Origin of the sequence: Nocardioides sp. NPDC057767 (assembly GCF_042798275.1) — a bacterium.
In the GTDB taxonomy this organism is placed as follows: Bacteria; Actinomycetota; Actinomycetes; order Propionibacteriales; family Nocardioidaceae; genus Nocardioides.
This window is the reverse complement of record NZ_JBHVKJ010000070.1, coordinates 1-25,843: the sequence shown is the minus strand read 5'-3', so window position 1 is coordinate 25,843 and position 25,843 is coordinate 1. Positions and strand designations below refer to the sequence as shown.

The 25,843-nt window shown below is 70.0% G+C and carries 26 protein-coding genes; 8 read left to right on the top strand and 18 right to left on the bottom strand.

All coding sequences use genetic code 11. The features are described from left to right. Nucleotides 1-487 precede the first annotated feature (487 nt). The 3 genes from ACFVDI_RS25455 to ACFVDI_RS25445 all read right to left on the bottom strand — a co-directional run bounded on the left by ACFVDI_RS25455 (nt 488) and on the right by ACFVDI_RS25445 (nt 3,361). Complete coding sequence (locus ACFVDI_RS25455; protein ID WP_378911587.1) at nt 488-895, bottom strand: holo-ACP synthase; 408 nt, start codon at nt 893-895, stop codon at nt 488-490. A gap of 27 nt (nt 896-922) precedes the next feature. Then, the gene (locus ACFVDI_RS25450) at nt 923-1,675 is read right to left on the bottom strand and encodes a hypothetical protein (RefSeq protein ID WP_378911586.1); all 753 of its coding nucleotides are present in this window, start codon (nt 1,673-1,675) and stop codon (nt 923-925) included. A gap of 114 nt (nt 1,676-1,789) precedes the next feature. Continuing rightward, a complete protein-coding gene (locus ACFVDI_RS25445; RefSeq protein ID WP_378911584.1) occupies nt 1,790-3,361 on the bottom strand; it encodes a class I adenylate-forming enzyme family protein in 1,572 nt (523 codons plus the stop codon). A 164-nt stretch (nt 3,362-3,525) separates the two neighbouring features. On the opposite strand from ACFVDI_RS25445, the gene ACFVDI_RS25440 reads away from it, so the two are divergent. The 4 genes from ACFVDI_RS25440 to ACFVDI_RS25425 are packed head-to-tail and all read left to right on the top strand — an operon-like array spanning nt 3,526 to nt 7,210. Further along, on the top strand, nt 3,526-4,182 hold the full coding sequence (locus tag ACFVDI_RS25440; protein WP_378911583.1) for a hypothetical protein: 657 nt from the start codon (nt 3,526-3,528) through the stop codon (nt 4,180-4,182). Nucleotides 4,183-4,188: 6 nt separating this feature from the next. Further along, complete coding sequence (locus tag ACFVDI_RS25435; protein WP_378911582.1) at nt 4,189-5,493, top strand: MFS transporter; 1,305 nt, start codon at nt 4,189-4,191, stop codon at nt 5,491-5,493. Next, a complete protein-coding gene (locus ACFVDI_RS25430) occupies nt 5,490-6,506 on the top strand; it encodes a TolB family protein (protein ID WP_378911581.1) in 1,017 nt (338 codons plus the stop codon). The genes ACFVDI_RS25435 and ACFVDI_RS25430 overlap by 4 nt, the downstream gene beginning before the upstream one ends. 59 nt (nt 6,507-6,565) lie before the next feature. Continuing rightward, complete coding sequence (locus tag ACFVDI_RS25425) at nt 6,566-7,210, top strand: acyltransferase (RefSeq protein WP_378911580.1); 645 nt, start codon at nt 6,566-6,568, stop codon at nt 7,208-7,210. A 12-nt stretch (nt 7,211-7,222) separates the two neighbouring features. On the opposite strand, the gene ACFVDI_RS25420 is transcribed toward ACFVDI_RS25425, so the two are convergent. Both ACFVDI_RS25420 and ACFVDI_RS25415 read right to left on the bottom strand, forming a co-directional pair. Beyond that, nucleotides 7,223-7,897, bottom strand: a complete 675-nt coding sequence (locus ACFVDI_RS25420; protein ID WP_378911579.1) for a LuxR C-terminal-related transcriptional regulator — start codon at nt 7,895-7,897, stop codon at nt 7,223-7,225. After that, the gene (locus ACFVDI_RS25415) at nt 7,884-8,624 is read right to left on the bottom strand and encodes a sensor histidine kinase (RefSeq protein WP_378911578.1); all 741 of its coding nucleotides are present in this window, start codon (nt 8,622-8,624) and stop codon (nt 7,884-7,886) included. The genes ACFVDI_RS25420 and ACFVDI_RS25415 overlap by 14 nt, the downstream gene beginning before the upstream one ends. A gap of 243 nt (nt 8,625-8,867) precedes the next feature. On the opposite strand from ACFVDI_RS25415, the gene ACFVDI_RS25410 reads away from it, so the two are divergent. Then, complete coding sequence (locus ACFVDI_RS25410) at nt 8,868-9,956, top strand: LCP family protein (protein WP_378911577.1); 1,089 nt, start codon at nt 8,868-8,870, stop codon at nt 9,954-9,956. 41 nt (nt 9,957-9,997) lie between these two features. Here the strand turns inward: ACFVDI_RS25410 and ACFVDI_RS25405 are convergent, their stop codons facing one another. The 3 genes from ACFVDI_RS25405 to ACFVDI_RS25395 form a co-directional block, all read right to left on the bottom strand. Continuing rightward, nucleotides 9,998-11,155 carry a hypothetical protein gene (locus tag ACFVDI_RS25405; RefSeq protein ID WP_378911576.1) on the bottom strand — a complete coding sequence of 386 codons (1,158 nt, stop codon included), beginning with the start codon at nt 11,153-11,155 and terminating at the stop codon, nt 9,998-10,000. Continuing rightward, nucleotides 11,152-12,300 (bottom strand): phosphotransferase family protein, encoded by a 1,149-nt coding sequence (locus ACFVDI_RS25400; protein ID WP_378911575.1) that lies wholly within the window; start codon nt 12,298-12,300, stop codon nt 11,152-11,154. The genes ACFVDI_RS25405 and ACFVDI_RS25400 overlap by 4 nt, the downstream gene beginning before the upstream one ends. A gap of 81 nt (nt 12,301-12,381) precedes the next feature. Then, nucleotides 12,382-14,037, bottom strand: a complete 1,656-nt coding sequence (locus tag ACFVDI_RS25395) for an enoyl-CoA hydratase-related protein (RefSeq protein WP_378911574.1) — start codon at nt 14,035-14,037, stop codon at nt 12,382-12,384. 265 nt (nt 14,038-14,302) lie between these two features. Here ACFVDI_RS25395 and ACFVDI_RS25390 point away from each other — a divergent pair, with 265 nt between their 5' ends. Then, entirely contained in the window at nt 14,303-14,977 is a 675-nt protein-coding gene (locus ACFVDI_RS25390) for a GTP pyrophosphokinase family protein (RefSeq protein WP_378911573.1), read from the top strand. Between the two features lie 25 nt (nt 14,978-15,002). On the opposite strand, the gene ACFVDI_RS25385 is transcribed toward ACFVDI_RS25390, so the two are convergent. Genes ACFVDI_RS25385 through ACFVDI_RS25355 form a run of 7 tightly spaced genes read right to left on the bottom strand, consistent with a single transcriptional unit; the run spans nt 15,003 to nt 22,787 of the window. Next, nucleotides 15,003-17,342 carry a PQQ-dependent sugar dehydrogenase gene (locus ACFVDI_RS25385; protein WP_378911572.1) on the bottom strand — a complete coding sequence of 780 codons (2,340 nt, stop codon included), beginning with the start codon at nt 17,340-17,342 and terminating at the stop codon, nt 15,003-15,005. A gap of 24 nt (nt 17,343-17,366) precedes the next feature. After that, on the bottom strand, nt 17,367-18,077 hold the full coding sequence (locus tag ACFVDI_RS25380) for a hypothetical protein (protein ID WP_378911571.1): 711 nt from the start codon (nt 18,075-18,077) through the stop codon (nt 17,367-17,369). A gap of 15 nt (nt 18,078-18,092) precedes the next feature. Then, nucleotides 18,093-18,851 (bottom strand): ABC transporter ATP-binding protein, encoded by a 759-nt coding sequence (locus ACFVDI_RS25375; protein WP_378911570.1) that lies wholly within the window; start codon nt 18,849-18,851, stop codon nt 18,093-18,095. Further along, nucleotides 18,844-19,593 carry an ABC transporter ATP-binding protein gene (locus ACFVDI_RS25370; RefSeq protein WP_378911568.1) on the bottom strand — a complete coding sequence of 250 codons (750 nt, stop codon included), beginning with the start codon at nt 19,591-19,593 and terminating at the stop codon, nt 18,844-18,846. Before ACFVDI_RS25370 ends, ACFVDI_RS25375 begins: the two co-directional genes overlap by 8 nt. Then, nucleotides 19,590-20,681: a branched-chain amino acid ABC transporter permease gene (locus ACFVDI_RS25365; RefSeq protein ID WP_378911567.1), complete on the bottom strand. Its 1,092-nt coding sequence runs from the start codon at nt 20,679-20,681 to the stop codon at nt 19,590-19,592. The genes ACFVDI_RS25370 and ACFVDI_RS25365 overlap by 4 nt, the downstream gene beginning before the upstream one ends. Then, entirely contained in the window at nt 20,665-21,549 is an 885-nt protein-coding gene (locus ACFVDI_RS25360) for a branched-chain amino acid ABC transporter permease (RefSeq protein WP_378911565.1), read from the bottom strand. The genes ACFVDI_RS25365 and ACFVDI_RS25360 overlap by 17 nt, the downstream gene beginning before the upstream one ends. Then, entirely contained in the window at nt 21,546-22,787 is a 1,242-nt protein-coding gene (locus ACFVDI_RS25355) for an amino acid ABC transporter substrate-binding protein (RefSeq protein WP_378911564.1), read from the bottom strand. The genes ACFVDI_RS25360 and ACFVDI_RS25355 overlap by 4 nt, the downstream gene beginning before the upstream one ends. Before the next feature lie 104 nt (nt 22,788-22,891). Between ACFVDI_RS25355 and ACFVDI_RS25350 the strand changes: the two genes are divergently transcribed. Further along, a complete protein-coding gene (locus ACFVDI_RS25350; protein WP_378911563.1) occupies nt 22,892-23,968 on the top strand; it encodes a LacI family DNA-binding transcriptional regulator in 1,077 nt (358 codons plus the stop codon). Continuing rightward, nucleotides 23,965-24,390: an alternative ribosome rescue aminoacyl-tRNA hydrolase ArfB gene (gene arfB, locus ACFVDI_RS25345; protein WP_378911562.1), complete on the top strand. Its 426-nt coding sequence runs from the start codon at nt 23,965-23,967 to the stop codon at nt 24,388-24,390. Before ACFVDI_RS25350 ends, arfB begins: the two co-directional genes overlap by 4 nt. Before the next feature lie 50 nt (nt 24,391-24,440). Here arfB and ACFVDI_RS25340 read toward each other — a convergent pair whose 3' ends face one another. The 3 genes from ACFVDI_RS25340 to ACFVDI_RS25330 all read right to left on the bottom strand — a co-directional run. Beyond that, entirely contained in the window at nt 24,441-24,620 is a 180-nt protein-coding gene (locus ACFVDI_RS25340) for a hypothetical protein (protein WP_378911561.1), read from the bottom strand. Next, nucleotides 24,620-25,558 carry a DUF559 domain-containing protein gene (locus tag ACFVDI_RS25335; protein WP_378911560.1) on the bottom strand — a complete coding sequence of 313 codons (939 nt, stop codon included), beginning with the start codon at nt 25,556-25,558 and terminating at the stop codon, nt 24,620-24,622. Before ACFVDI_RS25335 ends, ACFVDI_RS25340 begins: the two co-directional genes overlap by 1 nt. Nucleotides 25,559-25,636: 78 nt before the next feature. Then, the coding region (locus ACFVDI_RS25330; RefSeq protein WP_378911559.1) for an acyl-CoA dehydrogenase family protein at nt 25,637-25,843 on the bottom strand (207 nt) is incomplete at its 5' end.

Genomic DNA, 25,843 nt, shown 5'->3' with positions numbered 1-25,843 from the left:
CTCGAGAACGGGTCGGCGGCCCAGATCCGCCACGAGGAACGGTTACGCGCAGGGTGGTCTCGACAAGCTCGACCACCGGGGCATCACTGGTCCGCAACACGTGGTCTCGACAAGCTCGACCACCGGAACCTGGTCTCGACAAGCTCGACCACCGGAACCTGGTCTCGACAAGCTCGACCACCGGAACCTGGTCTCGACAAGCTCGACCACCGGAACATCACAAGCCCGACCACCGAGCACGATCAGTCGATCCGCCCCCGACGCCGATCGGTGGTGATCAGCTCCACGTTGATCCCAGCAGCCCGCACGAACGCGATGAGCTCGTCGTCGAACATCTCCCCAGGCTGCGGGTGCCATGAAGGCCAGATGATGGAGGCCGTACGAGTGCGGCCCAGGAGTCACGGGCGTGATGAGCTTGATGGGCAGCGAGTCGGGCTTCTCCAGGAAGACCCCGCGGACCTGGATGCCGATGTGGTCGAGTCGAAGGTCAGGCATCGTCACCTCGCATCGGGTCGCCTTCGGCGACGGCGGTCGCGATGGCCATCCGGGACCCGGGAACGGTCGCGACGCGCACCGCGGTGACACCCGCCAGGGTCGCGAGCTCGGCCGCAGGGCCTTCGAGGCTGACCGAAAGAGATCCGGGAGCATCTTCGAGCACCGTGATCCCGCGCCACGGCAGCGGCCCGGACCACTCGCCTGGACCGAGCGCCTTCCAGACGGCCTCCTTGGCTGCGTACCTCATCGCGAAGGCCGTGGCGGGAGTCGTCGCGGCCATGCACTGGGCGATCTCGGCGTCGGTGAACCACCGCACCGCGAACCCGGAGCCACGCATTGCCAGGAGCCGCGCGAAGCGCCGGATGTCGGCGACGTCGATCCCGACCCCCTGCAGGCTCATCGGATCCTCACCCGCCCAGCGTCCACTTCAGGCGACCGGGCTGTGGGTCGCCACCACCCTGAGCAGCTCCGCGGCGACGGCCTCCGAGCCGGCCTCGTTGAGGTGGCCACGGTCGAAGGTCAGGTTCTCGTTGAGCACGTGGTAGGTGGTGCCGTCCTGGCTGCGCTCCCGGGTGCCCTCCGCCTCGGTGGCGGCGATGTCGACGAGACGGCCGGTGGCGCCGTACTCCTCCCGGATCATCGCGTTGTAGCGCTCCCGGGCGATGTTGTCGGCCGGCCCCATCTGGTCGTCGCGGCCCAGAACCGCCTTGACCTTGGACTTCCAGTTGCGGTCGGCGGTGAGCGGCGCGGTCGTGTAGAGGAGACGTACGTCCGGATGCGCTGCCTCCACCGCGGCCATCGTCGACACGTAGGCGTCGAAGACGGCCTGCACGTCGGTGGCCGCGGTGATGTCGACGTAGCAGAGCTTCATCAGCGCCACGTCGATGTCCTTCCCGGCCGGACCGTCCATCACCTCCTCGAAGGCGGTGAACTTGCTCATCGGGTCCTCGTTCACCCCGATGTAGGCGTGCCGCAGCATCGCCCCCTCACCATCGGCGTCCACGGATCCGCCGGTGACGTCGGCGATGACGGGCACCGAGACCGAGGCGTCGGCGTACACCTTCGAGATCCCGTCGATGATGTTCATCCCCACCGAGTTGTGACCGAAGAGCACCTTGGTCCGCCCCACGGTCCGCAGCTCCGACTCGGAAAGCCCTGCGATCGCGACGTGGTCGTTCATCCCTGGACTCCTCAGCAACCATGCGCCGCCCAGCGCGACCGCGACGACCAGAACCCCAGCCCACACTCCGGCCAGCAGCTTCACCGCCCCGGGCACGTTCCTCGCCGACACCGCTCACCCCACCTTGACCCCTTCGAAACCCGCATCGTCCGCATCATCGACGTCGTCGTCCTGTCCTCCGGCCGGTTCCTGTGCCAGCCGTAGGCACATCGCGCGTACGTCGCGCTTGATGACCTTTCCGCTCGCGTTCATCGGCAGCGCGTCGACGAAGCGGACCACCTCGGGGACCATGTGCTTCGAGAGCCGCTCACGACAGTGGGCGATCACGTCGGCGCCCCGGAGGACCGAACCGCGCCGACGCATCACCACCAGCTCGACGCGCTCGCCGGCGGTGTCGTCCGGAAGCCCGACGGCAGCCGCCGCGACGACATCGGGGAGCTCGAGGGCCACGGACTCGACGTCCTGGCTCGCGACCCGGTGCTCCCGCGACTTGATGAAGTCCTCGACCCGGTCGACCACATAGATGTAGCCGTCCTCGTCGACCTTCGCCAGATCTCCGGTACGCAGCATCCCGCCGGGCATCTTCCGGGCCGTCGCCTCGGGGTCGTCGAGGTAGCCGGGCGAGATGTTCGCGCCGCTGGCCCAGATCTCGCCGACCGCACCGGGCTCGACGGGCACACCGTCGCTGTCGAGCACCCGCAGGTCCACACCCGGGATGCCCCGGCCGATCGACCCCGGTCGGCGGAAGAGCTCCTCGGGCGGAAGGTAGGACAGCCGGGCGGTGGCCTCGGTCGCCCCGTACATCACGAAGACCTTGGCCTGCGGCTGGGCGCGCGCCATCTGCTCGACCAGCGCGGGGGCCAGCCGGCCCCCGGCCTGCTGGATCGTCCGCAGCGTGGGGACCGCCGTGGAGCCGAACGTGCTGTTGCGCAGCAGCATCCCGAACGTCGAGGGCACCCCGGCGAAGCCCGTGCAGCGCGCGGACGTCATCCGGTCCACCACCGCCTGCGGGAAGACGAACGTCGGCTGAATGACCATCGCGGCGCCGGCGCGTAGATGGGTGTGCAGGATCGAGAGCCCGAAGACGTAGGTGAACGGCAGCACCACGAGCATCCGGTCGGCCGAGGTGATGTCGAGGTAGCCGAGGATCGAGGTCGTGTTCGCCTGGATGTTGCGGTGGGTGAGCCGCACCGCACGGGGGTCGCCGGTGGTGCCGGAGGTGAACATGTAGAGCGCGTCCTGGTCCGGGTCGACGTCGACCGATTCCGGCAGCTCGACCGGCGCCGATCGCTGCTTCGGGACGAGCCGCTCCTTCCGCTCCACGACGACCGGGAGGCTTCTGGGCAGGCTCAGCCGCAGCACCTCGGCCTGCGAGCGCCCCACCAGCAGCGCATCCGCTCCGACCCACCGCACCCGGGCCACCACCTCCTCGGCCGGCAGCGTGACGGCCAGCGGCACCACGACCAGACCCATCCGGAGCGCCGCGAGATAGGCCGAGACCCAGAACAGCCCGTTGGGCGCCATGATCCCGACCGGCGTACCCGGGGTCAGACCGAGCGCGGAGAGACGCTCGGTCAGCACAGACACGCTGGATCGCAGTTCTTCGAAGCTGTACTCGCGACCCGCTTCGGCGAGCGCGATCGAGTCCTCGGGCGCTAGCTCGAGAAGAAAGTCGGCGGTGTTCAACGTGGCCCGTCCCCCGGGATGCTACGGCCGGGACAGTTCCCGGCAACGGCAACGTCGCACGGCTCGCCTCGACCGATCGTGGCCGGTCCGGCAGGCTGCCTGAAATTTGGTACGCGGCCCACGCATCGGCCTCGACACGGCTCGGCAGCGCGTCGACTGATCTCGTGAACCTCAAGCGTCTCGCCCTTCTCGTGCTGCTCGGCGTGCTCGTCGGCGTCACGATCTTCTGGGTGCCCGGGCGTTTCGCCGACTCCTCGTCCGGCAAGGACGGCGGGGGTCAGGTGGGCGCGTCGGCCTCCCAGTCGGGCTCACCGGGCGCCGGCGCGAGCTCCGAACCCGGGTCCGGGCAGAAGTCGGAGTCGGACCGCGGACCCGCGACCGAGGCGCTGCCGGAGGCGGCCTCGACCCCGACCGAGTCGGGACTCCCGGGCCTGACCGAGAAGCCGCGTACGAAGTCGGCGGCGCTGATCTCGGAACCGCTGCCCGAGCAGGCGGTGCGCAAGGGCGCGCTCGTCGCCGGCTACCCGACCGCCCTCTCCCCACCGGCGCGGACCACCGTGGAGGTCTCCAGCGTCTCGCCGACCAAGGGCGTGCTCCAGGTGGCGCTCACCGCGAGCTGCCGACGTCCCTGCGACGTACTGCGTCACTTCCGGACCCGGCTCGCTCAGCACGGCTTCGAGGAGGTCCCGACCACCTCGGTCGAGAATGCCCCCGCGGTGACCCTGCAGCGCGGCGACGAGACCGTGAGCGTCACGGTCACCCGCACCGGCCGCCGCGCCGTCGAATTCAGCCTCTACTCCGTCCTCCGCACGAAGACCTGATCGCCGGTGTACCTCTCTCTCAGCGACCGTCCCGCCACCAGCACCGATGCCGAGCCCCGGCGATCCGGCGGGCGGGTCTCCCGGACGGTCATCACCCTCGGCGTCGTCAGCATGCTGACCGACATCTCCTCGGAGTCGGTCTCCGCGATCCTGCCGCTCTACCTGACCGCGGTGGTGGGGCTCTCGCCGGTGGCGTACGGGCTCATCGACGGCCTCTACCAGGGCGTCTCCTCGCTGGTGCGGATCGCGGCCGGCTGGGCGGCCGACCGCACCGACCGGCCGCAGCCGGTGGCGCTGGCGGGCTACGCGATGAGCGCGGTCGCCCGGCTCGGGCTGATCTTCGCGGGTGGCTTCGGGACGATCTCTGCGGCGATCTCGCTGGACCGGGTCGGCAAGGGCGTACGCACCGCTCCGCGTGACGCGATGATCGCCGCCACCAGCGACCCGGCGCACCTCGGCCGCAGCTTCGGCGTCCACCGGGCGCTGGACACGATCGGGGCCACGCTCGGGCCGCTGCTGGCGTTCGTGATCCTGTGGCGAATCACCGACGGCTACGACACGGTCCTGGTCGTCTCGCTCGGCTTCGCGGTGCTCGGCGTGGCCACGATGGCCTCCTTCATCCCGTTCGGCACCGGGGCCCGGAGACCGCTGGTCGAGCCTGGCGAGCGCCAGCGAGCCAGTGTCGAGAGCAACACGGTGCGTTGGCGCGCCGCACTCACTCCCGGCCTCACCCGGGTGACCGCCGTATCCGGCGTGCTCGCCCTCCTGACCGTCGGTGACGGCTTCGTCTACCTGGCACTCCTGGAGACCGGCGGCTTCGCGGCCCAGTGGTTCCCGGTCCTCTACATCGGCACCAACCTCGCCTACCTCGCCCTGGCCGTCCCGACGGGCCGGCTCGCGGACCGCGTCGGGCGGGTCAAGGTCCTCGTGCTCGGCCACCTCCCGCTCGCGGCCGCCTACCTGTGCGCCGCCAGCGGCTCCGGCGCGCTCTGGACGACCTGCGCCGCGGTGCTCCTCCTCGGCGTCTTCTACGCCGCGACCGACGGCACCCTGGCCGCGGTCGCCGGACGGCTGGTCCCCGAGACCGTACGCACCACCGGCATCGCCACCGCCCAGACAGCCGTCGCTCTCGCCCGGCTGGTCGCGGCGACCGGCTTCGGCCTGCTCTGGTACGCCGTCGGCCCCCGGGTCGCGATGCTCGTCGTCTGCGTGGTGCTGGTCGCCGCGATCCCGGCCGGGCTCGCCGTGCTGAGCCGGTTCCTGGGACCCGAGCGAAGCGGCCCCGGGACTCCCACAAAGGTGCAGCCATGACGCGGCGCACCACGGTCTTCGGTGCGGTCGTCGTCCTCGTCACGGCCGCCATGACCGCGTACGCCCTCTCGGCGATCGCCGAGAACGACCGGCGTACGTCCCGGGCGACCGACGCGACGACCACCTCCCTGAAACAGATCGAGGCGGAGCCCAGGATCCTCTTCCGGCACACCGGACGCGATGCCGACTACGGCCACGTCGGCGCGGTCGCGCTCGCCGACCCCGGCGGTGCCCGTGCGCTGACCGCCCTGAGCTGCGACCGGGTCTACGCGCAGGCTCGGGCGGTCTCCTGTCTGGCGACCGAGCGAGGTGTGGTCAGCCGCTACCGGGCGACCGACCTGACGACCTCGACACCAGGGACGGAATGGCGCGAGGTGGACGGCATCGATCTGCCCGGACTGCCCAGCCGCACCCGGATCTCGCCGGACGGGAAGCTGGTCTCCTCGACCGTCTTCGTCAACGGCGACTCCTACATGGTCAGCGGGTTCTCGACGCGCACCGTCGTCCGCCGGATCGGCGGGGCCAGCTACGGGGACCTGGAGAAGTTCGAGCTGGTCATAGGCGGCCGCCGGGTCTCGCCGGTCGACCGCAACGTCTGGGGCGTCACCTTCGCCGACGACGACCGCACGTTCTACGCCACCGTCGCCACCGGCGGCCGCACCTACCTGGCCCGCGGCGACCTCTCCGCACGTTCCCTGACCACGATCGCCGACCACGTCGAGTGCCCCTCGCTCTCTCCCGACGGCAGCCACATCGCGTTCAAGGAGGCCGTCGAGGACGGCACCCGGTGGGCGCCCGCGGTGCTCGACCTCGCCACCGGACGGCGCACCGTGCTCGCCGGGGAGACCCACAGCATCGACGACCAGATCGAGTGGCTCGACGACGACACCGTCCTCTACGGCCTCGAGCGCGAGGACGAGCCGGTCAGCGACGTCTGGTCCCTCGACACCTCGGCCAGCGCGGCGCCCCGGGTCCTGATCCCGGAGGCGGCCTCACCCGCGGTCCTACGCTGAATCGGGTACGCCGCGTCGTGGCCTCCCCGCGTGCCTCCCGGTCCCGCTTTGCTGACGGTATGACCGTGGAGGAAACAGGGGCGGAGCCCCGGATCGAGCCCCGGGCGCAGCCCCGGGTCGAGCCCAGCGCGGACGTCGACGACCGTGCCGTGGTCGGCGCCGGCACCCTCGTGTGGCACCTGGCCCAGATCCGGGAGCATGCCCGGGTGGGCAGCGAGTGCATCATCGGCCGCGGGGCGTACGTCGGTCCCGGGGTCGTGGTCGGCGACCGCTGCAAGATCCAGAACCATGCGCTGGTCTACGAGCCGGCGGTGCTCGAGGACGGCGCCTTCGTCGGGCCGGCGGTGGTGTTCACCAACGACTACCTGCCTCGCGCCGTCAACCCGGACGGCACCCTGAAGGACGGCGACGACTGGGAGGCCGTCGGCGTGACCGTACGCACCGGCGCCAGCATCGGCGCCCGCGCCGTCTGCGTCGCCCCGGTCACGATCGGCGCCTGGGCGATGGTCGCGGCGGGCGCCGTGGTCACCCGCGACGTACCGGACCACGCCCTGGTCGTCGGGGTCCCGGCGCGGCCGGTGGGCTGGGTCGGGCATGCCGGCGCGCCGCTGGTCGCCCAGGGGGACGCCTGGCGCTGCCCGCAGACCGGCACCCTCTACGTCCTGCGCGGCACCAACGAGGACGACGGCCTGGTCGCCTGCTGAGGAGCCGAGGCCTCAGGCGGCCCGCCACTCGGCCTTGTGGGCGATGCTGACCGCCGCGATCTGCGAGGAGACGCCGAGCTTGGCGAGGATCGACTTCACCTGCGTGCGCACGGTCGCCTCCGAGACCACGCGGAGCTTGGCGATCTCCCCCACGGTGAGGCCGTCCATCAGGTGCTCGAGCACCTGCGACTCCCGCCGGGAGAGCTGCGCGAGGCGGCGACGGATCTCGATGATGCCCTGCTCCTGTCCCGCCCAGGCCCGGATCAGGCGCTCACGCTCATCGACGTCGAGCACGCTGAGGCCGTAGTTGAGGCGGCGTACGGTGCCCAGGATCTCGCCCAGCGGCACCGTCTTGGACAGCACCGTCCGCGCCCCGGCATGCAGGGCGTGGCCCCACCGGGTCTCGTCGGTCGCGCCGGTCACCACGACGACGTCGGCGCCCGCCCTGGCGATCGGGGCGATCAGGCGTACGCCCGAGCCGTGCTGCCCCAGGTCGAGGTCGAGCAGGACGATGCGTGGCTGGGAGCGCATGATCAGCGAGGTGAGCTTGGCCTCCGACGGCGGCTCTTCCGGAAGGTCGATGCGGTGGGCGTCGTAGCCCTCGAAGGTGAGGGCCAGCTCGAGGGACTCCGCGAACAGGGTGTGGTCCTCGACGATGACCACCTTCACCCGCTTACGCGGCGACACCACGGCGACCTCCCCTGGCCGGGGTGTCGTGATCGTCGACGCAGCCGAGCATCGGGATGCCGATGACGAAGGTGGTGTGCTCTCCGACCTCGACCAGCTCGAGGTAGCCGCCCTGACGCTCCATCAGGTCACGGGCGGTGTGGAGACCGATCCCCTGGCCGGCCGATCCTGGGCGGCTGACGCCCCGGGCGAAGATCCGTCGGCGCAGCTCCGGCGCGACGCCGGGCCCGTCGTCGGTCACCGCGATCTCGACAGAGGGGTCACCAGGCCGGGCGGCACGCACCTCGATCCGGACCGATCCGCTGCCGTGGTCGGCGGCGTTGTCGAGAAGCACGTTGAGGGCCTCGGTCACCTGGTCGGAGTCGCCCAGCGCCAGCATCCGGCTGGGACGCCATTCGACGTCGGTGCCCTTGGCCTCGTGGGCGAGAACCATGGTGGCGACCACGGCGTCGAGGTCGATCACCTCGGCGCGGATGTCCTCGGCGGGCGGCTCCGGGTTCGCCGGACGTGCGGTCTCCTGCTGCCGACGCACCATCCGCTCGAGCCGCTCCAGCTCGCTCTGCACCATCGCCGCCAGAGCGGCTCGCCGGTCCTCATCGATCCCGTCTGTCCCGCCGATCCCGCTCGGCGAGTTGAGCAGCGCGGTCGCCGCCCTGATCCCGGCCAGCGCGGAGGCAGCCTCGTGCAGCCGGGCTCTCTCGTCCGGACCGACTCTTGACTTCGACACAGCTCTCCCCTGGTCATCATCGAGCTGCGCCCTCCCAAGACACAGCCAGGCGGCTGGAAACACGCGGAGACCCCGAGCTCCGGCATGAACAGCGCCGTACAGCAAAGTGACTTTACTCAGTCACTCCGCACGACGTATTGCCTACCTATTTTTGGTTACCAGCCGTTACCGACAGGTGCCTCAAATTGAGGAATGGCGAGCATCTCGGACCCGTCGTAGCGGCGCGCCGGGTCACATACACGGGTGGCCCTCCTCGATCACCCGCCCGTGCCGCCGCAGTCGGACCCTGCGGGCAGGACCCCCGCGCGCGGGTGGCGCCGTGCCCGCAAGCCTCTGATCGGGCTGCTGGTGTGCCTCCTGCTGCTGTGCGCGGCGGCACTCACCGGGATCCTGTGGCTCCAGGCCAAGGTCGAGAGCAACATCAACCGACTGCCCGACACCTTCACGGGGCTGACCGACCGGCCGGCCAAGCCCTCGTCCGGATCGGCCGCGGACGCGGTGAACATCCTCGTGCTCGGCACCGACACCCGCTCCGACGCTCCCACCACCGGCGCCGAGGCTCCTGGCTGGAAGCCGGGCCAGGCACGGTCGGACACGATGCTGCTCGTCCATCTCGACGGCGACCGCCGCTCCGCCTCGGTGATCTCGATCCCCCGTGACTCCTGGGTCGACATCCCCGGCCACGGGAAGGGCAAGGTCAACTGGGCCTACTCCTTCGGCGGACCCACGCTGACCATCGAGACGGTCGAGCTGATGACCGACGTACGTGTCGACCACCTCGCCGTCGTCGACTGGGACGGTTTCAAGGCCCTGACCGACGCCGTCGGCGGTGTCGACATCGACATCCCCAAGACCGTCTACGACTCCGCCCACGGGATCCGCTGGGAGGCTGGGTCTCACCATCTCGACGGCGAACAGGCACTCCTCTACGTACGCCAGCGCTACGGCCTCCGCGACGGCGACCTCGACCGCGTCGCCCGCCAGCAGGCCTTCCTCCGCACCCTCCTGGAGGAGACCCTCAACCAGGAGCTCCGCAAGAACCCCGACCAGGTCCTCGACCTCCTCACCCTCTTCGCGAAGCACGCCTCCGTGGACGACGAATGGTCGACCACCCAGATGGCCAAGCTCGCCGCCTCCCTCCGCAACCTGCGCAGTGCCGACATCAGCTACCTCACCGTCCCCACCGACGGCACCGGCATGGTCGGTGACCAGTCGGTCGTACGCCTCGACCCCTCCCGCGACCGCGATCTGTGGCGCGCCGTCCGTGAGGACCGGATGGGCGAGTGGGTCGAGGAGAACCAGGATCTGATGACGCCCGACGTGGTCCGCTGACCCGGACCCTGGCACACCCGTAGCCGACCCGGCGGGGCGGGTCAGACCCGGTCGAGCCAGTCGGTGAATCCGGAGGGGTCGTGGCGACCGAGGACCCCGTGCTCGAAGAGTCCCCAGCCCTCGACACCGTCGGCCCCGGGGCCATGCGCGACCGCCCGCCCGACGTGGTCGATCACGCCGAAGGGCACCCGGCCGGCGACCTCGGGTGAGGTCATGTCGTAGGTCAGCCGTTCGGAGAACCCGGCACCCTTCCAGACCCCGTGCGCCCAGTCGGAGTCGCCGCCGTAACCACCGCCGACATGGATCGGCACGCCCAGCAGCGAGGAGACCTCGAGCACCAGCTGCTCGCCGCCTGGCGTCGTGCACGTGATCGTCGCACCCTCCGGGATCCGCGTCCCGTCCCGGTATTGGATCCGGACGTGGGGCCAGCCGAGCTGCTCGACCCACCCGTCGGCGAACACCCGGGTGCAGTCGTTGAGCGTGCGATAGCCGTCGGGCGTCTCCTGGATGATCAGGACGACGGCGAACTCCTCGAACCGCAGTGGCACGTAGAGCCACCACATCCCTTCGAACCCCGGGTCGGCCGGCTTGCCCGGCGGCATCCCCTCACCCGACGGACGGATACCCCAGGACCGGTCCCGGGTGCCGACCCAGCGATCGTGGTCGACGACGATCGTCTCGCCGTCGACCTCGATCACCCCCTCCCAGGTCCCGACCTGCGCGAACCGCTGTGCGTCGAGGACGGTCGCGGCCCCCTGGCGCATCACGTGCGGCTGCTCCTGGACCACGTCGAACGAGCCCGCCCAGCGCAGGTCCAGCGCGATCCCGTGGGTCTCCTCCATCACCAGCCGCAGCTTCCGCAGCGGCTCGGTGACCTCGATCCGGTACGCCCCGACCTGCTGCCCCATCCGGTCACCGCCCCGCGGGTCTGCGCCGTCGCCCAGGTGCACGGCCGTCTGCTCGTGGCTTCGGCGGAGCAGGACGTACGCGTCCTTGGTGCCGAGGTTGGGGTAGAACCCCATCCCGGTGATGAGGAAGAGGTCGCCGGTGCGGTCGTGGGCGTTGAGGTAGCAGCGGTCGTAGAAGTTCCGGTCGGTGCTACCGGCCCAGGCGACCGGGCGCGGGAGCTGGTGGATCGGGTACTCGTCGAGCGGGCCCACGCCGACGTACTCCCCGTGCGCCCGATGAGACCCACTCACGCGCCGACCTCTTCGAGCATCGCCTCGAACATCGCCCGGTGGTAGAGCGCCGACTCGGGATCCTCGGGCGCCTCGATCTCCCCGAAGTGGATCTGCCGGGCCGCGATCCGCAGGTAGATGACACCCCACATGACCGCGGCGTGGATCTCGTGCCAGATCAGGTCGCCGAGCTCGACACCGCTCGCGGCGACATAGGCATCGCGGACGTCGTCGGCGGTGAGGAAGTCCGGCATCCCCGGCAGGCCCAGCATCGCGGCCAGGTCCTCGAAGATGCGGTGGGCGAAGACCATCCAGGTCACGTCCATCTCGCGAGGGCCGAGGCCGACCATCTCCCAGTCGAGGACGGCGACCGGCGCGAAGTCGCGGTAGATGATGTTGCCGATCCGCGCGTCGCCCCAGCACAGCACGGGATCACCGGCGTCGTCGGGGAGGTTGGCCTCGAGCCAGGCCAGGCCTCGCTCGACCAGCGGCGAGCGGCCTCCCCCCTCCTCGGCGGTGGAGGCGAACGCGTACCAGGCTCGGGTCTTGGCCAGGTTGCGGGCGATCAGCGTCTCGCCGGAATGACCGGCCGAGGCCGGGTCGAGAAAGGCGAACCGCGAGGCGGCGTCGGGGATCGCGTGGAGCCCGGCGAGCACTTCGACCGAGCGCTTCTGCAGCGCCGCCCGATCCGCCGCAGAGCCGTCGAAGAGCCAGCTGTCGCCGAAGTTGTAGGGCATCACGTCCGGCGGGACGACCCCCTCGACCCGCTCCATCAGGAAGAACGGTGTCCCCAGGACCGAGCCGCTCATCTCGGCGAGACCGACCTCCGGCACCGGCACGGACGAGAGCGAGCCGGCCAGGCGCATCGCGTCGTACTGCGCCTGCAGGTCGTAGGTCGCGAAGACCGGGATGTCCTCCGGGCGAGGCGCCACCCGCAGGACGTACGCCTTCGTCTGCCTCCAGCCGTCGACGGTCGAGGTGACGTCGAGCAGCACGGTCTCGCTGGACATCCCGTTGGCGTCGATCCCGCCGAGGATCGCGACCTCGGGATCGGCCCCCGGCGGCAGCGCCGTGGCCAGCCACTCCGTCAGCCTGGCGCCGATCGCCGCAGGGTCACGGCCCGATTTCTGGAAGGTCATCTCGGGCGGCGGGGGCGCCTGGGTCACGTGGTCCTCCTTGAGGCGTGTGAATCAGATCACACGCCTCAGGTTGGTGGAACACGTTCTATTTTGTCAACAGGTCGCCCGTCAGAACCGGATCTTCGAGGGCGTCTCGGTCGGCGCAGCCTTGGTGACGAACGCCTTCCGCTTCGCGGCGAACCCGTACCGGTCGTCGAAGATGTCGCGGGCCATCTCGGCCAGCTCGATGCTCTGGTAGTAGGACATCGGCATCGCGCCGGCACGGCGTGCCTCGCGGGCCGCCAGGGCAGGGGCGTACGCGTCCGGCCCGGCGAAGCGCTGTGCCAGGTCGCGCAGCCAGCCGTCGAACTCAGCCGCGTCGTGCGGGCCGAGCTCGCCGACCATGTCGATGCGGGCCGCCTCGGCCGCCGAGATCGGCAGCTTCGCACCGAGCAGCTCGTCGGCCTTCTCCGTGCCGACCCGGCTCGGCAGGCCCCAGGTGTGCAGCTCGGAGCCGAAGATGCCCATGTCGTAGTAGGGGTTCAGCACGACACCCTCGCGGGCGACCGTGATGTCGGCGCAGAGGCCGGCCATCACGCCGCCGGCGCCGGCGTTGGCGGTGAACGCGGCGATGGTCAGCTGCTCCGCCTCGGCGATGGCCACGCAGAGCTCGTCGATGGCGCGGATGTTGTCCCAGGCCTCGGCCGCCGGGTCCTGCGCCGCCTCGATCACGCCGAGGTGGATGCCGTTGGAGAAGGCGTGCTCGGTGCCGCGTACGACCAGGACCGTGGTGTCCTCGATGAGCGCCTTGCGGATCGCGTCGGTCATCCGGCGGCACTGCTGGGTGTACATCGCGCCACTGTAGGAGCGCAGGGTGAGGTAGCCGACGTCGCCGTCGCGCTCGTAGGTCGTCTCGGCCAGCGCCTCGGGCATCGTCAGATACGGCGCGTGGCGAGCGTCGAGCACCCAGGCGGCCGGCAGCTTGGGACCGCGCTTCTTCTCGAGCGTGGCCGCGTAGCCGACCCACAGGGTGCCCTCGCCGGTGGCGATCGCGACCGCGTCGGTGTCGACACCGACCACCGTGCCCGGCTCGACGTCGCCATGGTTCTCGGGAGTCGTGGCCGCATCGAAGAGGCAGTACGTCGCACCGCCGATGGTCGCCGGCGCTCCCGGCGCCCCGTCAGCCGCCGCGATCCTCCGGGCGATCTCGGCGGCCGGCGCGCACCAGTCGATCTCGAACGCCTTCCGGCGCAGCAGCGGCAGCTCGCCGGTGCCCTCGACCTCGACAGCCCACTCCTCGGCCGGCTTCGGCGCCTCCCCCGCGGCCACCATCCGGAGGACTTCCGCGACGCAGTCCATCGCCGCGTCGGCCACCGGGCCGTTGTAGAGCGCGCTCTTCGCGATCGCGACCTCGGGCATCGCGAAGTTCTTGGTCGCCCACACCGGGCCGGCGTCCATCTCCTCGACGGCCGACAGCGCGGTCACGCCCCAGCGGTCACGCCCGTCGAGGGTGGCGTGGTCGAGCGAGGACGGCCCCCGGTCACCGACGGGGCCGGGGTGGATCACCACCGTGCGGTAGCGCCCCCAGACCGTCTCAGGCACCCGGTGCTTGAGGAACGGGCACAGGATCAGCTCGGGATCGATGGCCTCGACGGCCGCCACCAGTGAGGAGTCGTCGTGGACCGGAGCCAGCAGCACGCCGACCTCGTGGCCACTCTCTTTGAGATCGCACCAGACCCTCTGGGTCAGACCGTTGAACGCGGAGACGAGCAGCAGAATGCGCATGTGGGGGAAGTGCCCTTCTGGTAGACAGCCTGAACAGACTCATATCCCCTAGGGGGTATTTATCCCCCGAGGGGTGTCACTGTATCCGGCGCCGGTGACCCGCGAGTACCTCGGTGTCCAGAAGCGGGACGGAAGACCTGGTGACCCGGGGGTCGCTCGCCCCGGTCGCGTCCCGATCGTGTATCGGCCGCGTGCCGATCGCGTGTCGGGCCCCGCACCCTCGTCTTGTCGCGGCCTGCAAAGATGACTCTGTCAGGAGGGGACGATGACAACAGTCGACGACAACCCGATCAACGGGTTGGTCGATCTCGTCGAGGCGAGCAGCGACGTGATGGCGCGCGAGCTGGCGAGGTTCCGGATGCGCTACAAGTTCGCGATCGACGAGGTGTCGACCAAGATCGCGATCCTGCGCGAGGAGTTCGAGCACACCCACGACCACAGCCCGATCGAGCACGTACGCACCCGGCTGAAGTCGCCCGACAGCCTGCTCGCGAAGGCCCGCAAGATCGGCTGCCCGCTCACCCTCGAAGCGCTCGAGCAGCAGATCCGCGACATCGCCGGGATCCGGGTCGTCTGCCCGTTCGTCTCCGACGTCTACTGGATCATGGAGATGCTCGGCAGCCAGTCCGACGTCGACGTCGTCGAGGTCGAGGACTACATCGCCGAGCCCAAGGCCAACGGCTACCGCAGCCTCCACCTGATCATCAAGGTGCCGGTCTACCTCTCCGACCGTGCGGTGGACGTGCCGGTCGAGCTGCAGATCCGCACCATCGCGATGGACTTCTGGGCCAGCGTCGAGCACTCGATCTACTACAAGTACGACGGCACCGTTCCCTCGACCCTGCGCGACGAGCTCGGCGCCGCCGCCCGCACCGCCGCCGACCTCGACGCGACCATGGCCCGGCTACGCAGCGAGGTCCACGGCCCGGTCCTCCACTGAACCGGAACCGTGGACCCCACCCGCCTCAGCGGCCGTTGACGAACCGCTGATACTGGGCTCGCGCCTCGTCCGGGGTGATCGCCCGGTCGAGGAACATCAGCGAGTCCATCCGGCAGTCGCAGGGATTCCGCTCGACGGTGTCCTGCGGGAACGAACCGCCGACCTTGATGCCTCGCGGCAACGTGTCGGAGGTGCCGGTGCCGTCGACCTGCCACGGGTCACCGGCCGAGGTGTAGAACCCCTCGACGGCCTTGCCGTTGCGGTAGAGCCCCATCTTCCCGGTGGTGTAGTCGAACGTCGCCGCCAGGTGCACCCACTGCCCGCGCGGCAGCAGGGTCTGCCAGTCCGCCGAGGCCGCGAACGTCTGCGACGCACCCTCGTCGAGCCGGCGGCCGAGCGCGACCAGACGCAGGGTGCCGTTGACGTTGATGAGCTCGAGCAGGGCGCGTACGCCATGACCGTCGGAGTTGCCCGAGAGCACCCCCGCCAGCCCGATGGCGTTGTACCGGTCCGTCGGGTCGGCGGTCACCGAGTTGAGCGCGGGACCGTCCATGTCGACCTTGAACCAGCCCGCGACAGTGATCTGTTCAGCCCCCGCGAACGGCGCCAGCGACGCGACCCCGTTCTGGTTCCACGACCCCGCCTTCCAGTCGTCGTTGCCGTTGACCTCCGGGTCGACCTGCTTGGTCTGCAGGGCGTTGTTGCTGGTCGGGTAGGCCGAGTCGGTGACCTGCATCGCGTTGCCGCCGTTGACCTGGTTCAGCAGCGTCCGCGAGAAGCCCTGGTCCTCCTCGCGCGACCCCGGGGCGAAGGGATGCTCGAAGTCGTAGTAGCTGACCAGGTCCTCACGCAGCGACGGCACGACCTCGCTCGGCCACGGCCGCTGCACCGTGTTCACGACCTTCCAGATCTTCCCGTTGGCCTTGGCCAGCAGGTAGAGGTTGCGACGGGAGTCGGTGCCGAAGCGCAGGTCGACGCGCGGGTGGTCGACGAAGTCCTGCATCGAGAGCCGCTTACCCGCGGTGTCGAAGAGCTGCATCTGGTGCAGGGTCGCCTCCCGGCTGCTCCCCCGCTTCATCTGCCGGGCATCGGTCCAGAAGACCTCGCCGTTGACCAGGTCGCCGAAGACGTACTTGCCCCTCAGGTCGTCGAACCGGCCGCGATAGACGACACCGCCGCTGACCGCGTGGCCGCTGTCGGAGGTGCAGGAGTAGTTGGCCGGCGGGTCGTGGTCGAAGGACGCGACCGGGAGCGTGAACCGGGACATGTCGTAGTCGTCGGGCACCGTGTAGAGGGCGCACTCGTCGGTGTTGTCGTAGAGCAGCCGGCCCTCGATCTCGCTCCAGCCGAGGTTGTCCCCGGCCTGGACGTCGTAGACGCCCTCGATCGCGTGCTGGCCGATGTGGCCGAGCAGCAGCCGGCCCGTCTCGACGTCCCAGGAGAACCGGTGCGGGTCGCGCATGCCGTACGCCCAGATCTCCCCGATCGCGCCCTCCCGGTCGACGAACGGGTTGCTGTCCGGGACCCCGTACGCCCCGTTGCGCCCGTCGCGGGCGAGCGGGTCGATCCGCAGGATCTTGCCGAACGGGTTGGCGAGGTTCTGCGGGTCGTCGCTGCGGACGCCGTTGCCGCCGTCGCCGGAGGCGATGTAGAGCAGGCCGTAGTCCTCGTCGCCGGGCCGAGCGGTCGGGTTGAAGTCGATCTGCTGGATGGCGTGGATCTGACCGGCGAAGTCGATCCGCATCACCTCCCGGCTGGTTCCTGCGAACGTGTCCGCGGTCGGGTCGCTGGCGTGCCACTCGGTCACGACGCTGACGGTCCGTCCGGAGCCGGGGTTGGTCTGGGACGGGAAGGTGGGCGTCTTGGCGAAGCCGCCGAAGCGCTCGGTGTGGGTGGTGTAGAAGAGCCCGTTCTCTTCGAAGTCCGGGTGGAACGTGATGAAGCCCGCGCCGCTGCCCAGCCCGGCACCGGACCAGAAGTCGACGAAATGGTCGCGGAGGTTCAGGTATTCGTGCTGCTGCCCGTTCTCGAGCAGATACATCGGCCCGTTGAGGTCGGGGACGTACATCCGGCCCGAGCCGTCGGGGACCTCACCGATGAAGTTGATGCGGTTGTGGCGTACGAGGCGCTGGTCGGTCGGCGCCGGGTAGGGCTCCGTCTTGGGCAGCTGGGTGACCTCCTCGAGCACGAGACCGAGACTGCTGCGTACGGGCTGTTCGGGGATGGGGTCGGGGACGGGCTCGCTACCGGGGATGGCGGCGCCTGCGGAACTGAGCGAGAGCGTGGGGGTGAGCAGCGCGGCGAGCAGGGCGCCGACGGCGAGGCCGGCCCGCGTCTGTCTGCCCCATAGACGTGAGGTTTCCATGGGTTGTTCTCTCCTTACCGAAGTTCAGCGATGACGTACGCCCGCGACGGTCACGTCACGGATGCGCCCGAAGTTGTCGAAGGAACCGAAGCCGAACCGGCCTCCGGCGAAGCTGGTGTCGGTGGCGGTCATCCGAGGCTCGTCGGCACCGTCGAGGTAGACCGCGATCGCGCCCGTGCGGGCGTCGTAGTCGAGGCGTACGTCGTGCCATTCCGCATCGGTGATCGACGGCGCGGCACCGACCGTGCCGTTCCACTGGTGGTCGATCCGCAGCCGGTCGGCGTCGTTGACCACGAAGATGCCGTTGTGGGGGTAGATGGTGTTGTCGGTCGAGAGGTGGGCGTAGTAGAAGCGGGTCGGTGACTGGTAGTTCCAGACCAGGATCACGTCACGGTTGGTGACCGTGACGGCCTCGTCGATGCGCACCTCGGCGCGGTAGGTGAGCGAGCCGAGCTCGGGACCCTGCGTGACGATGGCGTACTCGAAGGGGCGTCGCGGGCCCGGCTGCGGTGTTCCCGGCTCGGTCAGGATGACCTGGCCATCCTCGAAGGCCCACTTCTCGTCGGTGAGCGGATCCCAGTCGGCCAGGCTGGCCCGGGGCTTGACCACGGCAAGGCCGTGGCCCTCGGGTGTGTGTGCCTGGACTCCGGCGAGCGGAGTCGCCAGAGCAACGGCGAGGGCGATCGCACCGGCGCGTACGCCACGCCCCACCCATCGGTTCAGCTTCCATCTCATGGTGCTTCCCTTCCCCTAATCGGGACCGTCGGTGGCCCCTGCTGAGGTCGTTGCGGCTCCCCCGAGATAGAGCTCTGCCATCCGTGGGTCGGCGAGCAGGTCGGCGGCTGCCCCTGCGATGTGCACCTTCCCCAGATCGAGTACGCAGCCCAGGTCTGCCGACTCCAGGGCCCGGCGCGCGTTCTGCTCGACGAGCAGGACCGCCAGACCGGCGTCGCGCATGCGGACGACCTGCTCGAACACGGTCGCGGTGGTCTTCGGGTCCAGGCCCATGCTGGGCTCGTCGAGCAGCACGACCTTCGGGCTCACCATCAGCGAGCGGGCGAACTCGACCTGCTTCTGCTGACCGCCCGAGAGCGCACCGGCGAGGGTGTTCCACCGCTCCGCGACGACCGGGAACAGGCTCTTGACGAAGTCGGTCCGCTCGGCCACCGCCGCCGGGTCGCGGACCGTGTAGGCGCCCAGCCCGACGTTCTCGGCGACAGTCATCTCCTTGAAGACCGAGTGGCCCTGGAGGACGTGGGCCATGCCGGCGCGGAGCATCTGCTGCGGACCGTTGCGGGTGACGTCGACGCCGTCGACCGTGATGGTGCCCGAGCGTGGGGTGAGCATGCCGCTGGCGACCTTGAGCACGGTGGACTTGCCGGCACCGTTGGGACCGACGAGACAGACGATCTGACCTGCGGGAACGGTGACCGTGAGGCCACGCAGCACCAGCGCCGCACGGCCGTAGCCGGCCTCGATGTCGCGCAGTGCGAGAAGCGGTTCAGACACCAAGGTAGGCCTCCAGGACTCGGGGATCGTTCTGCACGTCCGCCGGCGCACCCGAGGCGATCGGCCGGCCGCGGTCGAAGACCACGACATGGTCGGAGAGACTCATCACCAGCTCCATGTTGTGCTCGACGATGACGAAGGTGCGGCCCTCGGCGTTGAGCTCGCGCACGAGGGTGGCGATCCGGCCGATCAGCGCCGGGTTCACGCCACCGGCCGGCTCGTCGAGCATGATCGTGTCGGGTTCGGCCATCAGCACCCCGGCCAGCTCGAGCAGCTTCTGCTGCCCGTAGGAGATGTCGCGGGCCTCGCTGCGCTCGAGGTGCTCGATGCCGACCCTGGCCAGCAGCTCGCGGGCACGGGCGATGTCATCGGGGTTGTGCGCCCCGCGCAGCCGGTGGACGACGCCCGTCGAGCGGACCCCGGCGAGCACGTTGTCGAGCACCGTCATCCGCGGGAAGACCCGGCACAGCTGGAAGCTGCGCCCGAGCCCGGCCCGTGCGATCCGGTGGGGTGCGTGGCCGGTCACGTCGCGACCGCGGTAGGTCACCGTTCCCGCGTCGGGCCGGATCATCCCGGTCACGCAGTTGAAGAACGTGGTCTTGCCCGACCCGTTCGGGCCGATCAGGGCGTTGATCTTGCCCTCGTGGAAGCTGACCGTCGCCTCGTCGACGGCGCGTACGCCGCCGAAGGACTTCGTCAGGTTCTCGATGGCCAGGTTCTGCTTGATCGGATGGGAGCTCATGACTTCGCCTCCTCGAGCGCCTTGCGCTCCTCGGCCAGCTGGGCGGCGTCGACCTCGCGGATCGAGGTGTCGCCGGGCCGGAACCGGTCGAGCTGCGCGGTCAGCCAGGGGATGACACCGTCGGGCATGAAGAGCACGACCAGGGCGAGCAGGAGACCGAGCGCGACCAGGTGCAGCTGGGTGTCGCCGTACTGGTTCTTGAAGAACTCGACGGCGTAGCCCACGATCACCGCGCCGACGACCGGACCGAGCAGGCTGCGTACGCCGCCGAGCAGCGACATCAGCACCAGATAGGAGCCGGTCAGGATGGAGAACTGGAAGATCGGGTCGAGCGACCCGAACCAGAGGGCGTACATCCCGCCCGCCATCGCGGTGAAGAACGCCGAGACGACGAAGACGACGAGCTTGTAGCCGAACGTCGGTACGCCGAGCGCCTGCGCCTTGTCCTCGTCCTCGCGGATCGCCTTGAGCCCGGTGCCGAGACGGGACCGGTCGATCACCCACCACAGGGCGAGCGCGACCAGCGTCAGCCCGACGAACAGGTAGAAGAACCGCTCGTGCTGTTCGGGCCGGAGTACGTCGGTGCCGAACGGCCGCGGCACCCGCAGCCCGTTGGAACCGCCGGTGACGCCGGCCCAGCTCTGCGCGACCAGCAGCAGGATGAGCACCAGCGCGATCGAGACGATCACGAACGAGGCACCGCGCACCCGCAGCGACGCGATCCCGATCGGCACCGCGGCCACACCCACGAGGACCGCCGCGACCACCATCGAGATCCACGGGTTCACGCCGGCCTCGGTGATCAGCAGCGCGGTGCCGTAGCCGCCCAGCCCGGAGTAGGCCGCGTGCCCCAGCGAGATGTAGCCGGTCAGCCCGCCGACGAAGTTCCACGCCACCGCGAGCGCGGCGTAGCTGGCGATCACCACGCCCACCGACAGGATGAACGGGTCCGGGGCGAGCGCCGGGAAGGCGAGCACGAGGCCGAGCCCGGCGGCCGCCGCGACGAGCTTGGTCGCCAGGACCGAGCGGCCCGGGGACGTACGGCCATCTTGGTTTGTCGCAGTCTTGTGTCTAGAAGCGCTGAGCAAGGCGACCTCCGAAGAAACCCTGGGGGCGGAACATGAGAGTGGCGAAGAGGGCGACGTAGAAGACCGTCTGCGCCCAGGTGGTGCCCATCGGGATCTGCAGCAGCGCCTGGGTGACCCCGAGGAGCATCGCCGCGATCGCGGCTCCCGGGATGCTGCCGAGGCCGCCGATCACGATGATCGCCATCAGCGGCCCGATCCAGTGCCAGTGCAGCGAGGGGTAGATGGTGGCGTCGAGCGCAAGCGCGGTGCCGCCGACCGCCGCGGTCGCCAGGCCGAGCCCGAACCCGAAGCCGGCGATCCGGTCGGTGTCGATGCCGAGCAGCTGCGCGGCCTCGCGGTGCTGGATCGTGGCCCGCAGCGCCTGCCCGAAGCGGGTCTTCTTGAGCAGCAGGAACAGCGCCAGGAGCGAGACCGCGGCCAGCCCGAAGGCGATCAGCTTGACCACCGCGATCCGGGCGCCCCACAGCTCCAGGCTGGCGCCGGAGTAGCCGAGCTGGATCCGCCGCTGGGTGCCGGAGAAGAGGTAGCCGAGGCCGCCCTCGATGACCAGCGCGATCGCGAAGGTCAGCAGCACCGACATCATCGTCAGCGTCGCCGGCCGCAGCCGGGAGAGCAGCGCCCGCTGCATCCCGTAGCCCGCCGCGAAGAAGAGCGGCACGGTGATGAACAGCGAGAGCAGCGGGTCGAGACCGGTCTGCTTGGTGAAGAACCAGGCCAGGTACGCAGCCAGGATCAGGAACGCGGAGTGCGCGATCATCACGACCCGCATGACGCCGAAGTAGAGCGTCAGGCCGGCGGCGAGCAGGGCGTAGAGACCTCCGAGCAGCAGCCCCAGGATCAGGCTCTGCAGGAGGAGTGCCCCGCTCACCAAGCCGGCTTCGGGTAGACGAACTCGGCCTCGGCCTGGTCCTCCGGCAGGACGATCTTGATCTCGCCGTCGACCCACTGCTGGATCATGTGGGCGCTCTGCGGGCGGCCCTGCGCGTCCCAGCTCAGCGGACCGACGACGGTCTCGACCTCGTTCTCGCGCAGCCAGTCGATCAGCTGGGACTGGCACTCCGGGTCGGGCTCGGCGCACTCGACGGCCTCGACGGCCGCGGCGACGACCTGGCCGGTGGTCCAGGCGTTGGCCTCGTCCTCGCCGGGCGCCTCACCGTGCTTCTCCTCGTAGAACTTCACGAACTCCTGGTTCTCGGGGTAGTCGGCCTTGGTCGTGTAGCCGGTCGGCGCGATGACGCCCTGCGTCTTGTCGCCGATCGCCTCGGCGAACTCGGTCTCGGTCGGCGCGGTCGAGAAGGCGGCCAGCTTGGGCTGGTAGGCGAGCTGCTGGAGGGCGACGATCAGGTTCACACCGTCCTGGTACTGGCTGCCGCCCACCACGATGTCGGCCTTGCTGTCGGCGATCTTGGCCGCGATGCTGCTGAAGTCGGTGGTGTTGGGCGGGTAGACCTCGTCGACGACCGTCTTCACGCCACCCTCCTCCAGGGCGTCCTTGAGCCCGTAGGCGGTGCCCTGGGCGAACGGGTCGTCCATCGAGGCGTACGCCGCGGTCTTGGGCCGCTCGGCCTCCGGCATCGCGAGGATGTGCTCGGCGAGGAGCTTGTAGTGGTCGTCGGCGACCGCGGGGGCGGCGTAGAAGAGGTTCTCGAAGCCCTCCTCGAAGACCTCGGGCGCCGCACCGGCGGGCTCGACGAAGAGGTAGCCGTAGTCCTGGGCGACCTGGGCGGCCGGGATCACCAGGCGGGTCGAGAACGGCCCGACGACCAGGTCGACCTGCTCCTGGTTGATCAGCTTCTCGTAGTCGGCTGCGACGCGCTCGGCGCTGGACTGGTCGTCGAGCATCTCCAGGCGTACGTCGCGGCCGAGCAGGCCGCCGTTGGCGTTGACGTAGTCGGCCCAGGCCTCGTAGCCGCGCTGGATGCCCTTGCCGGGCTCGCTGAAGTCGCCGGTCAGGGGCAGCGAGATGCCGATCACGATCGCGTCGTCGCTGCCTCCTTCCTCGGCGGCACCACAGGCGGCGAGGGTGGACGCGAGGGCAAGGGCGGTGGTGGCGGCCAGCGCTGCTCGGGACCGCTTGCTCGCGGTGGGGGTCTTCGTGAAGGGCATCTGCGGTTCTCCTCTACGAAAGCGCTTACGTAAGCGTTTACGATGACGTTACCGACTCTCGCTTAGTGTGGCAAGGGTCACAATCCTGACGACAAGGGGCATCGATGGTCCGAACCAACCGCTCCCCCCGCCTGATCGACGTCGCTCATGCGTCCGGCGTCTCGATCGCAACCGCCTCTCGTGCGCTCTCGGGAACCCCCGGAGTCAGCGACTCGGTCGCCGAGAAGGTCCGCCAGGCGGCACGCGAGCTCGGCTACGTCGCCAATCTCCACGCCCGTTCGCTCGCCAGCGGATCCACGGCGACCATCGGGCTCGTCGTGCACGAGATCGGCGACCCCTACTTCTCCGAGATCGCCAGCGGCGTGCTCAGCCTCGCCGCCGAGCACGGCCGCACCGTCCAGATCTGCCACAGCGGCCGCGACCCCGAGGCCGAGGTCGAACAGGTACGCAGCCTCGTCGCCAATCGGGTCGGCGCGATCCTGATCGCGGGGTCGGGTTTCGTGGACGCCTCGGTCGAGGCGCCGATGCGGCTCGAGGTGCAGCGCTACGCGGAGGCGGGCGGACGCGTGGCCGTCGTCGGCCGGCACCATCTCGGTGTCGACAGCGTGCTGCCCGACAACCGCCCCGGCGGCCGGGCCGTCGCCGAGCACATCCTCGGCCTCGGGCACCGGCGCATCGTGGTCGTCTCGGGCTCGCTGGAGCTGACCACGGTCGCCGATCGCCTCGAGGGGGTACGCGACGCGCTCTCGGCGGCGGGGCTCGACGCCGCCGACGTACCCGTCCTCGAGGGGCCGTTCACCCGCGAGGGCGGGCGCGAGTGCATCCGCCGGATGCTCGCCGACCACCCGCGTACGACGGCCGTCATCGCTCTCAACGACGACATGGCCATCGGGTGTCTCTCCGAGCTGCGCAGCTCCGGGGTCTCGGTGCCCGGCCAGGTCTCGGTCAGCGGCTTCGACGACGTCGCGGTCGCCCAGGACCTCTCTCCCGGACTGACCACCGTGCGCCTGCCGATGGCCGAGATGGGCGCCCGGGCGCTGACGCTGGCGCTGAAGGAGCCCGGTACCCGTCCCCGCCGGCAGCGGGTCCCCGCCGAGCTCGTGGTGCGCGACTCGACCGGCCCCGTCGGCTCCGCCGACGCCTCGGAGGAGAATGGGGGTCGAGCGAGAGGAGCCCGATGAAGGACATGCAGGTGCCGCCGGGCCCTGGCCTGCCCCGGGGTCTGGTCATCCCCGACTCCGAGCTGGTCGAGCGCTTCTCCCGTTCACCCGGTCCCGGCGGACAGTCGGTCAACACCACCGACTCCCGCGTCGAGCTCTCCTGGGACCCGTCCGCGACCGAGGTGCTCGACGAGTCGCAGCGTGCCCGCGTCCTCGCCCGCTCTCCGGGCCCGATCCACGTCGTCTCCCACGAGCAGCGCTCCCAGCACCGCAACCGCATCGCCGCCCGTGAACGCCTGGCGATGCGGATCCGCGAGCTCCTCGCCCCACCACCCCCTCCCCGCCGCCCCACCAAGCCCACCCGTGGCTCCAAGGAGCGCCGCCTCGACGCCAAGCGCCAGCGCAGTCAGACCAAACAGCTCCGCGGCCGCGTCCAGGACTAGCCGAGCCGTCACCCCCGTTGGTCGAGGCGTCAGCCCGGTCGGCCGAGACGTCAGGCCCGTCGGCGGACATGCCAGGTGTCGTAGCGGACGCCGTCGTAGAGCAGCTTCTGGCGTTCGCGGCCCTCGACGAGGAAACCGGCTCCACCACCCCCAGACGTGCACTGATCACACACATGCACGATCCGTGCACCCACCGGGAAGGCATGAGTGCACAGATCGTGCACGGTCATCAGCGGATCACCGGAAAGTGGGGGCGCCAGGCGTCCGAGAGCTGCGTCGGCACCCCAGGCTCTCCCCGTTCCCGCAGCACCCGGTGGATCTTCGCCAGCGTCAGGTCCGGACGACGGAAGAGGCCCTTCGCGACGACAGTCAGGATTCGCCAGCCGTCGTCGTCGGCCTCCTCACGCCGCTCGAGATCACGTTCCCACTGCTCAGCAGGATGCTGTTGACCGTCGTACTCGATCACGGTCTTCGACGCCGCGTACACCAGATCGTGCTCCCGCTTGAGCATGCCATCACCGCTGCCGACGAGAACGTTGATGCGTGGCTCAGGAAGCCCGGCGAGCACGATCAGCATCCGGAGTCGGGTCTCCATCGGCGAGCGCACCTTGTCTCTTACGTAACCAGCCGCCGCGGCCGCACGGCGCGAGCCCGGCAGAGCGCCGGCGGCGGCGAAGTCCGCCAACGTCTCCGGCGTCACACGCCGGTGATGGCGTACGAGATGGTCACCTGCGACGACGAGGTCGACCAGGCTCAACTGGCTCCCGAGCTCGGCGAAGAGCTGGTCGGGCGAGGAGACCCCGATGCCGTCGAGGACCACCGCTCTTGGCTTCCGCAGCACGTGGCAGACGATCCCAGGATGCGTACGCCGGTGGGCCGCGGCGGTGACCGTCACATGCTCGTCGGGCAGTGTCGGGATCGGCACGCCGTAGACCCGGGCCGCCGAGGCGTGACTGGCGAAGCCGTTGCCGCGGAACGGAACGAGAGCGGCCTGGACGCGCTGCAGCGGTGTCGGCGGGGCATCAGCGGCGACGTACACACCGCTGAAGAGACGTACGAAGCGCGGACCGCGCAACGTGCTCGGCTTCAGCTTCGCCTTCGCGGCATCGGCTCGCGAGAACGGTCGTGACGTGTCCAGGACGAAGTCCTCGCCGGATGTGTCCCCCATGAAGGCATCATCCGTCGCCCGTGCATGATCCGTGCACCTTTGAGAAGATCACCGGTGCACGGATCGTGCACCGATCGGTCACAGGGTCGACTGGACGCCGGCGAGGAGCTGGCGGGCCATCACGATCCGCTGGACCTGGTTGGTGCCCTCATAGATCTGGGTGATCTTGGCATCACGCATCATCCGCTCCACCGGGTAGTCGCGGGTGAACCCATACCCACCCAGCAGCTGCACCGCGTCGGTGGTGACCTGCATCGCCACATCGGACGCGAACGCCTTCGCGGC